The following is a 9,313-nucleotide window of genomic DNA, read 5'->3' on the forward strand; positions in this document are numbered from 1 at the left end:
TCCCACCTTGGTTAAGTTAGTTTTCAAGATGGTTCTATTTCAGCGTGATGCAGCGTTTCATCTTTGCCGATTAATAAATATAGGGTAATCCAATAGTTCTTCAAAGATTGCCCAATATGACAGAATAAAAAACAACCTTGATCGAATTTTTCAAAAATTGATCCTTCAAAAATAGCGTTGGTGATTATATCTTTCACTTTTCGTCTAAGGATCGTGGAAGTGCTCCTGATAACTTGTTATCTTTCGATTTGATTTAGAACCTTAACTATATCAGCCACCTAACACCATGTTACGATACATTTGCCTCACTGCATTACTATGCATCTCTCTGACTAGTCAAGGCCAGCAAGGAGATCTCTTTCTCACCCATCACTCACTGAGTATAGAGGGTATGGACAACCTTAACTTTGACATCACGAGCAATAGCAAAGGTCAACTTTGTATTGCCAATCGATCTGGTATCCTCTTTTATGACGGAGATCAATGGGACTATGTGTCCACTCCCAGCAGTGCCCTATCGGTCACTTTTGATAAAGATGACAATCTCTATGTAGGCTGTGTGGGAGATTTTGGAAAGATAGATCACCTCGATAACCAATATCAATTCATCTCGCTCAACCCTAATGAGAACGATCATGGGCTCTACAACAAGACGCTCTTTAAAGATTCGAGCATCTATTTCATGAGCGAAAACAATATCATCCGATATCACACCGTACAGAAACGTGCAAACCTGTTGTACCTAGATGACAAAAATGACTACTTCACTAATATGTTTGAAGTTTATGACGAAATCCTCGTTCAAACTAGTGATACGCTATACCAATTCAAAAATGATTCTCTCTCTTCTTACAATTGGAATCCTCCCTCTGATGCTAAATTTTTGTTCTTTGACAAGCATCCTACAGAAGACAAGTATGTCGCAGGTACCACTGACAACAGAACCTTCATCTACCGTAAGCCCAATTTCTACGAATGTAAAATATCCGAATTCTTAGAGGAGCACGAATCGTTTGTCAACGATGGAAAATGGGTCAACGACAGATACTTTGCGCTTAGTACATTGGAAGATGGCTGTATCCTCTACGACAATAAAAAATCAGAGATCAAAGAGATCATCAACCAAAGCAAAGGGCTACCAGACAACCAAATCTATACCATCGGTGCAGATCAAGAAGAGGGACTATGGATCTCTCACGCCTATGGACTGAGCCGTATGGAGATCAGTATTCCGTTCAGAAGTTTCTCTAATTTCCAAGGGCTACATGGTAATATCTCAGAAGTGTACTTTCACAACCGAACCCTCTATGCCGCCACCAGCGAAGGGGTCTATTTTCTGGATAAAGAAGACGTCTACAAGAACACCGTCTACTATGAAGAGAAAAAGAGCAAACAGTCAGCTAAGACCAACAAGGTGAAAAAAGAAGAGCCTGATCAAAAGCAAGAGAAAAAAGGATGGTGGATTTTCGGGAGAAACAAAGAAGAGGAAAAGGATGAAAAGTATACTAACCCACAGCACATCAGGAAAGCTGACAAAAAGCAATATGTCAAAAGAATTCACAAGGAGTTTCTGCATTCCAAATTCCTTTTCAAACCCGTAGAAGGAATACACTCCAAAATTGAAAAATTTGTCATATACAAGGGCAAGTTACTTGCCGCTGGAACAAACGGAGTATACGAAATAAAAGATGGTTCTGGCGAACTCGTTATCCATGAACCTGTACGGCTCATTGAGAAAGAACGTAAAACGAATCGACTAATCATAGTCACCTATTTTAATGAGATCAAATTATACGAACTAGATGACGAAATATGGGTGATTGCCGACGAAATCGATCTGCATGGCAACCTAATCCTCAATACACTCAACGATGTAAGCGGTCGTACTTGGTTCATTACAGCTGGCGCCCTCTACGAGTTCAACATGCTCTCATCTAATACACAAGACTTCAATGTATATGTGTTCAACAATCCATTCGTAGACAAAGCCAAGCTCGCCTATATTGACAAACAACTCTACCTAATCAATAACCAAGGATACTTTTACCTCAATACTACCCTTAAAAAAATCGTAGAAGACACTACCCTTCTCAAGGAAATTGGCCCTCCTCTCAAACACCTACAACAACGAAATGAAATAGTATGGGTGTATAATGGAGAAAACTGGTATCAAATCCACGCTGACAAAAGGTTGGAAATGCAGGAGAATTTCAGGCTCTTTCCTAATATGAACTACGTCTCTGAGTATGGCGGCAGACTATGGTTACTCAATGAATCTACCGAAATCCTGCAATACGAACCTGCGCTAGCCGACACCCTCATTGCCAATAGCAAAATGTTCTTTAGGCGAGTGACCAACAACAACGGGGATGTTAAGATTCAAAACAACATGAGTTTTACCCACGAGGAAAACAGCTTACATTTTGAGATGTCTCGCCCTGACTATCGAGGCTTACTCAAAGCAGAGTATCAATATCGACTCAAAGGCCTCAACAATGAATGGTCCAACTGGAGAGAAAACAACCGTATTGATTTCAACCTGCAACCAGGAAGCTATGCTTTGAAGGTTAAATCAAGAGACTCGTTTGGCAATGTCCAGGAATCAGAAGAGATCAACTTCGTCATTCACCCACCGTACTGGCAGACACTCTGGTTCTACGGACTACAGATCCTCCTGATGGTCATGTTATTAGTCGGATCTATCATTCTAAACAGACGTGCCAAATCCAAAAACGTACTCCTCACAGAGGCATTGACGATCATTACTATCGTGATGGTGATTGAGTTCTTACAGTCAGCGGCGGGCAATTACCTCAGTATTCAAAGTTCTCCTGTTGTGGATTTTGGTCTCGATGTAGCGATTGCCCTGTGCGTATTCCCACTAGAGCAGTTCCTCAAAAAGTACCTCAAGGCAGAAAAAGAAGGAAAAGGATTAGAAGGTATGGGGATTATTGACATCCTCACCCTACCGTTCAAAAAGAAGAAAAAAGAAGCAGTCAGTACTTAATAATTAGTCCGCTAACCTTTTTTCCATGATCACAAAATCCCAGCCATCCTTTTGGTAGGTCTGATCTGTTTTGGTCATGCCAAAGCGTTCGTAGATAGAAATTGCCGTTGTTCGCGCATTGCACCATACTGCACTTACCGAATGCTTCGGGATCAATTCCTCAAAGAGATACTTCAATAAAGCTGAACCGTACCCTTTACCCTGCTGATCTACCCGAGTACAGAACTTTCTAAACTGTAGTTTACCCTCTTCCCAAAAGACAGAAACAACTGACATTAGCTCCCCACGGTCATACAATCCATAGTGTTTTCCTGCATCATCTTTGGGGAGTTTGACATACGCCAAACTAGTCTCAGGATACATAATCGTGTAGCGCATCTGCCACACATCCTCCAACGGCACTTCTTTAATCAACATATTTTTCTAAAATGAACAACCCCGAGGCAGAGCGTCGGGAAACTCGTCCGTCGCAGCGGAGCGCAAAGGAGCTTTAGACCCAACAGGCTATCGCCCTGCGATTAATTACGCGCACGCACATAGCACTCGATATTGTACTGTTCTACACCTAGAGACGGTATATCCTCTCGTCCCTGCTGTACCAACGTATCTCCGGTAATTTCGATCGTAAAATCAAAAGTATTTCCTTCCCATTCACGGTAATTTAGGAACTCCAAGTGCTCTATATATTGCTTCCCCTCTAATTCATAGGTTCCGCCACCTGCTACATAAGTCGCTGTAGAGTCTACTCCCTTCGTCAGGTCATGCTTCAAAAATGCAAAATGTGTCGCATTGATAATTTTGATCATCCGCTGCCCTACCGTGTAGTCCGTTACAGTAGTATCGCCCCCTCGAATGATTGTCCCTGTTTGCAACTCCCATGTCCCGATCAGTGGGTTAGTCTTCTCTACTGTAGAGGCACACGAGGCTAGTAAGATGACCCCTACCCCAATAGCCATTGTTATTTTCGAATTCATATAATTGTGATTTGATTGAAAAGTAAAGCAAAAGCAAAACAACCCTTGCTCCTAAGATATTCGCTCAATGGTCAATATATGCATCTCAATATGGCCCTCCAACCACACGTATATACCAACCATCAGACATTTTGAGTTTGATATCTGTTTTGAACACCCACTTAATCAATAGAGAAGTCCCTAAAGTCGCTCCCAGCGAGTAGAGCAACTGTTCGGTATTATTAAACTGGTCATTGGTTCCTATCGCATAATATATACCTATCCCCACGCCTAAGCTCGTGATGGGTGCCAATATAGGACGTAGCTTGTACATCTTCCGAAAACCTGTTACGTCAGAAAGTAGTATCGTACGATCATCTCTAAATTCACTCTTTTTCCCTCCTGGGTTAAAAGTAACTGCGGCATCAGTCACTTCCAGTACATAGCTCTCTACTTCAGCTTCTTGATTGAGATAACCCTTGTATCTGAACTTCACATAGTCTCCTTCTTTAATTTCTACGCTTTCATCCAATTGATCATTCTGAAATATCAATCGCTTTTGAGCATAGCCTGAAATACTGCCAATTAGTAGAAAAATCAACAGAACCACATTCCGTTTATTCATATCATTTTGATTCAATAATTCGCTTCAAATTAAAACAATCCTAGACTCTAGATCAGAAAATAAGGCTAATTTCGCCAAGATTATGAGTGCACTCGTCCAAATCCAACACGTCAACAAATCCTTTAAAGATCATCAAGTTCTACATGACATCCATTTTGAAGTCACTGAAGGGGAGATCATTTGTATACTAGGTGAGAGTGGCTCAGGCAAGAGTACACTCCTACGCATCATCGGCGGGTTGGAAGACGCGGATCAGGGTGATGTAACAGTAGATGACGAAACCATTACTGGCCCAGCCAATAACCTTGTACCAGGGTATGATTTTATCAACTTTGTCACACAGCACTTCAAGCTAGAACAGTTCAGAACTGTACGTGACAACATCTACTCTGTCATCTCATACTACGCACAGTCTGATGCTGATGATCGCATCCATGAACTACTGGAGCTTTGCAAACTGAGCGAAAAAGCAGAGGCTTATCCGCGCGAACTCTCTGGTGGACAACAACAGCGTGTAGCGATCGCAATGGCACTGGCAGACGAACCATTCCTACTGCTGATGGACGAGCCTTTTAGTAATCTAGACGTCAACATGAAAACGCAGATTCGAGGAGAAATCGTCGAAATTCTACGCAAGGCAGAAGTCACTGTAATTTTCGTGAGTCACGATCCCGTAGATGCTATGGCCATCGCAGACCGTGTCATCATCCTCGAAGATGGTCACATTGCTCAGATAGACACACCTCAAAAAATCTATCAAGAGCCGACCTCTCCCTATGCAGCCAAATTCCTAGGGCCAATTAATTACCTAAAAGTCGATGGAAAGCCAATCGGCGTAAGACCTGAGCAAATAAAAATACACAAAGAAGGTGAACATGAAGGGAAGGTCACCAAGTGTATCTTTATGGGAATGCACTACCATGTTTGGTTGACATCAGATATTGCAGACAAGACCATACTTTTGTACCATAGCTCCGCGCTCAATATCGGACAGGCCGTTCATTTCAACCTGATGACAACCGAAATCACTTAGACTATCACTTGACTCTGCGATTTCTTTTTGTGGTAATGTGCGCAAATTCTTTATTCGATTTACTGTAGTGTATGCTCAGCATAATTTCACCCGTACTACTAGGAGCGACACTGTTTTGATTCCAGTTGTACGCGTAGCTGTAGGACAGCTGATAAATATCAAACTTCAACCCCATACCGATAGAAACTTCTTTAGTACTTGACACACCCAGTTGCCCCCAAAAACGTCCTCGGTTCTCCACAAACAGACTCAAATTCACTTTCTCTGATTTGTCAAGATAAGATACCCAGTAAGCATTGGGTTTTAGTATCCATCTGTCTTGAGAAAAGTAATGTTTGTAAGCAAAATACGCATTAAAATACTGGTTGATTGCCTGCGAGTCATCAAAGATATAAGGCATCGCTATACCTGCTTCTATACTTGTAGAGTAATAGGCTAGCCCCAAACCCATCTGAAAATTGGTGCCATAATAATAATCTGAAGATAACGTAGGATCAGACAAATCTACATAGGCCGACAACTCATCCAAGGAGTAACTCCGATTGACTATCCCGACATCCGCTCCCAAACTAAGAACGCGCTTGTGATCTAAAACCAGCTTATAAGCGAAACTAAAATCCAAATACAACGATTCAAAAAATGCCCGTCGATCGTAAGTCATTTTCCCTCCAATACCGAGCTGAGTCCTCTCCAAGGACTGATTGACAGCTATACGGTAGTTGCTGATTTGATTGACTTGCTGGGTCATCGGACGTCTACCTGTCACATAGCCAGACAGTCCCGTGAGCGCGCCGGTAAATCCCGGATTGATTAAATAAGGGTTCACACTGTAAAAGTCCGTCTCAGGATACTGCTGTCCAAAACAGAACGTTGCCCCACCACAAAGACCGATGATTAGTAGTAAAATTATTTTCTTCATGACTATCGATCTTTGATATAAAACTGACCTTGATACCTCACCCCCGTGTTGATATTTTCGAATAGATAATAGTAAACTCCCACAGGCAAAACCGCTCCACGGTAGTACCCATCCCAGCTGTTATCATAATTCGCTTTGGAGTACAGACGCACACCTCGCGCATTCATCACATGCAAGACAAATCCTTCGTAAACTTCGGGATTCTCAATGGTCAAAAAATCATTGAAACCATCTCCATTTGGGGAGATATAATTTCGAATAGGTAGCTCTGCCTCAGGCAAGTCTTCAACTTCCACGCTGACAGTACACGTGTCTCGCAGTATAGGATCCCCGTCATCTTCCACGACTACTTCGAAGGAAAAAGAAATCGTCTGCTCAAAATCAAGTACCTCAGGCATATTGACCGATATCTCTCCTGACACATCATCTAGGGCAAATACCCCAGCCCCATCTTCTAAAAAAGTATAAGTCAGTTGCTGACCGTGATCCTGATCGATAGCTTGAAGTTGCCCTACGACGTGACCAAACGCCGTGTTTTCGCGCACAGAGAAAACAGCATCTAAAACCACAGGTGCCTCGTTGGTATCTTCAATCAGGATTTCTACCTTTTCAGAGACCGACAGTCCTCCTTTGTCCCATGACTTGATCTCTACTTGATAGCTCGACTGGGTTTCATAGTCGAACAATTGATTGGCAAACAGCTTGTTGTCCAAAACAACAAACGCATTGTTGGTAGGAGACTGATCAATCTGTATGATCTCATAGCTATGAAAGTCTACTTGATCAGCATCCAACGTCTCCAACGTCCCCACTAGCGCTCCCGAATTTCGGTTTTCCAAAAGTGTCTGACCTGAAATCAAAATACGTGTAGGAGCCTCGTTGATGTCGGTCAGTCGAACATGCAGCGAAATCACCTCTTCCAACGACGGGACACCATCATCTACGATGCTCACTGATAGATAGTAGTCCGACCTAGATTCATAGTCCAACACCTCTGTCAATGAAACAGCTCCTGTCACTGGGTCCATCTCAAAAGGCAAATCGCTTAGTGTACTTCTCAGTTCATAACTGAGCTGCTGTCCTGCATCCGGATCATATGCTTCGATTTGTCCAACCAACATCCCCACAGCATGCTCCTCGGACACCGTCCATAACGTATCGTAGGCTCGGGGCTGTTCGTTTTGATCTGTCACAAAAACAAAAAGGGTCTTTTCCAGTTGATGTCCTGCCTTATCCCTGACACGCACATCCAAGGAGTAGCTATCCAAAGATTCCTTATCAATCTGCTTTTTGGTGATCAACTGATTATCTATCAGTTCAAAGTAGGTATGATCCTGCTGGTTTTCAGTCGCTAAAATTTCATATGAAAATCGCTCACTCGCATCCTGATCGTCTACCTCTAGTTCCCCTACCAAGGAGCCGACATCTAGATTCTCTGAAATAAAGATCTCTGACAAAGTCACGTCACTTGGCGGTTCGTTTTCGTCCGTCACTGCCATCACCAAGCTCTGCGTAGAAGAAAGGGATGGCGTGCCATCATCAGTCACTTTCACATCAAAAGCATATTGAGTAGCCGCTTCATAATTGATCGCTCCTGTCACGGTCAGCACCCCAGACACCGGATCCATCGAAAACGGAAGGCCAGTCGTCAGCATCTCCAAAGTCAAAGTTTGCCCCACATCTGGATCGCTAAATGTCAACGTACCCAGTGAAGATCCAACGGATACATTTTCAACTGTACCGAATGTCGCCTCACTGATCTGTGGTGCTTCGTTCTCATCTAATACGGATAGTGTCAAGGCTTTGCTAAATGTCAACCCAAACTTGTCTTCACTCGATATCAATAGTTGATATTCTGAACGACTCTCATGATCCAAGACGGTGTTCACCTTCAGTTGACTACCGTTGATCACGAAAAATGCCGTATCCTCATTTTGACTCACTGGAGTAAAAAAATAACTGTGCATCTCATCCCTGTCCTCATCCGCTGTAGCGATCAACGCAACCACTGCTTGCGGAGAATTGTTTTCGGTGATCGCATACTGAGAGAGGGTTATATCAGTTGGAGCCTCCTCGAGGTTCGTCACATCAAAATCCAAATCCACGGACACACTAGCACCCAAAACATCCGTAGCAGTCAGTCTGACAGAAAATACACTCAGCATTTCATAATTCGCTACTTGGCTCACCACTATAGAGCTCCCACTGATCGCTATAAGCGAAGATGCTGCAGGAGGATCAAAATCACTCAATCCCAAAACATGACTGTCATCATCTCCATCCGACACCTCTAGGGTACAGATCACTTCCCCACTGGCTAGATTTTCTTCAAATCTCGTAGTAGAAACTGTGACAGCAGTGGGATAGCGATTGTCTGAGATCACATACGGATCACTGACCGATCCCACGAGTTGATCCGCTACGAAAGCCAACTCAAACCTTCCCTCTACTACAGCATCTTCCGTTTCGTCATAGATTTTGAATGTGACTTGCTCCCCCTGTGCTACCCGACTGCCTATCTGAAAAATCGCCAAATATCTACCCGAAGGCTCATGAAACGAATCGGCATATCCTATGCCACGTATCTCCCCCCCTACGAATGCAGCCACTTTGTTTTCTCCTTGTTCCAGTAGCCCACCCTCTCGCTCAATCACTGCGCTGACAGACATTCGAAAAGGAAACTGACTGTAGTCTACTGACCAGTCGGGATCTTGGGCATGCAAGCACTGCATCGATAGCACCCAAAACCCCAATACGCTAATTATCTTATTCACTG

The 9,313-nt window shown here is 43.2% G+C and carries 7 protein-coding genes; 2 read left to right on the plus strand and 5 right to left on the minus strand.

The annotated features are described in order from the left end of the window. Positions 1-286: 286 nt before the first annotated feature. Entirely contained in the window at positions 287-3,007 is a 2,721-nt protein-coding gene (locus BUB99_RS11690) for a triple tyrosine motif-containing protein (RefSeq protein ID WP_073122700.1), read from the plus strand. 3 nt (positions 3,008-3,010) lie between these two features. Here the strand turns inward: BUB99_RS11690 and BUB99_RS11695 are convergent, their stop codons facing one another. The 3 genes from BUB99_RS11695 to BUB99_RS11705 form a co-directional block, all read right to left on the minus strand. Then, positions 3,011-3,424: a GNAT family N-acetyltransferase gene (locus tag BUB99_RS11695; protein WP_073122701.1), complete on the minus strand. Its 414-nt coding sequence runs from the start codon at positions 3,422-3,424 to the stop codon at positions 3,011-3,013. 101 nt (positions 3,425-3,525) lie between these two features. Further along, positions 3,526-3,981: a lipocalin-like domain-containing protein gene (locus BUB99_RS11700; protein WP_073122702.1), complete on the minus strand. Its 456-nt coding sequence runs from the start codon at positions 3,979-3,981 to the stop codon at positions 3,526-3,528. A gap of 85 nt (positions 3,982-4,066) precedes the next feature. Further along, a complete protein-coding gene (locus BUB99_RS11705) occupies positions 4,067-4,585 on the minus strand; it encodes a hypothetical protein (protein ID WP_073122703.1) in 519 nt (172 codons plus the stop codon). Between the two features lie 82 nt (positions 4,586-4,667). On the opposite strand from BUB99_RS11705, the gene BUB99_RS11710 reads away from it, so the two are divergent. Next, complete coding sequence (locus BUB99_RS11710; RefSeq protein WP_073122704.1) at positions 4,668-5,618, plus strand: ABC transporter ATP-binding protein; 951 nt, start codon at positions 4,668-4,670, stop codon at positions 5,616-5,618. A gap of 4 nt (positions 5,619-5,622) precedes the next feature. Here the strand turns inward: BUB99_RS11710 and BUB99_RS11715 are convergent, their stop codons facing one another. Both BUB99_RS11715 and BUB99_RS11720 read right to left on the minus strand, forming a co-directional pair. Beyond that, complete coding sequence (locus BUB99_RS11715) at positions 5,623-6,537, minus strand: PorP/SprF family type IX secretion system membrane protein (protein WP_073122705.1); 915 nt, start codon at positions 6,535-6,537, stop codon at positions 5,623-5,625. Between the two features lie 2 nt (positions 6,538-6,539). After that, positions 6,540-9,311: a cadherin domain-containing protein gene (locus BUB99_RS11720; protein ID WP_139280990.1), complete on the minus strand. Its 2,772-nt coding sequence runs from the start codon at positions 9,309-9,311 to the stop codon at positions 6,540-6,542. Positions 9,312-9,313 lie beyond the last annotated feature (2 nt).

The organism is Reichenbachiella agariperforans (genome assembly GCF_900142205.1).
Classification (GTDB): domain Bacteria; phylum Bacteroidota; class Bacteroidia; order Cytophagales; family Cyclobacteriaceae; genus Reichenbachiella; species Reichenbachiella agariperforans.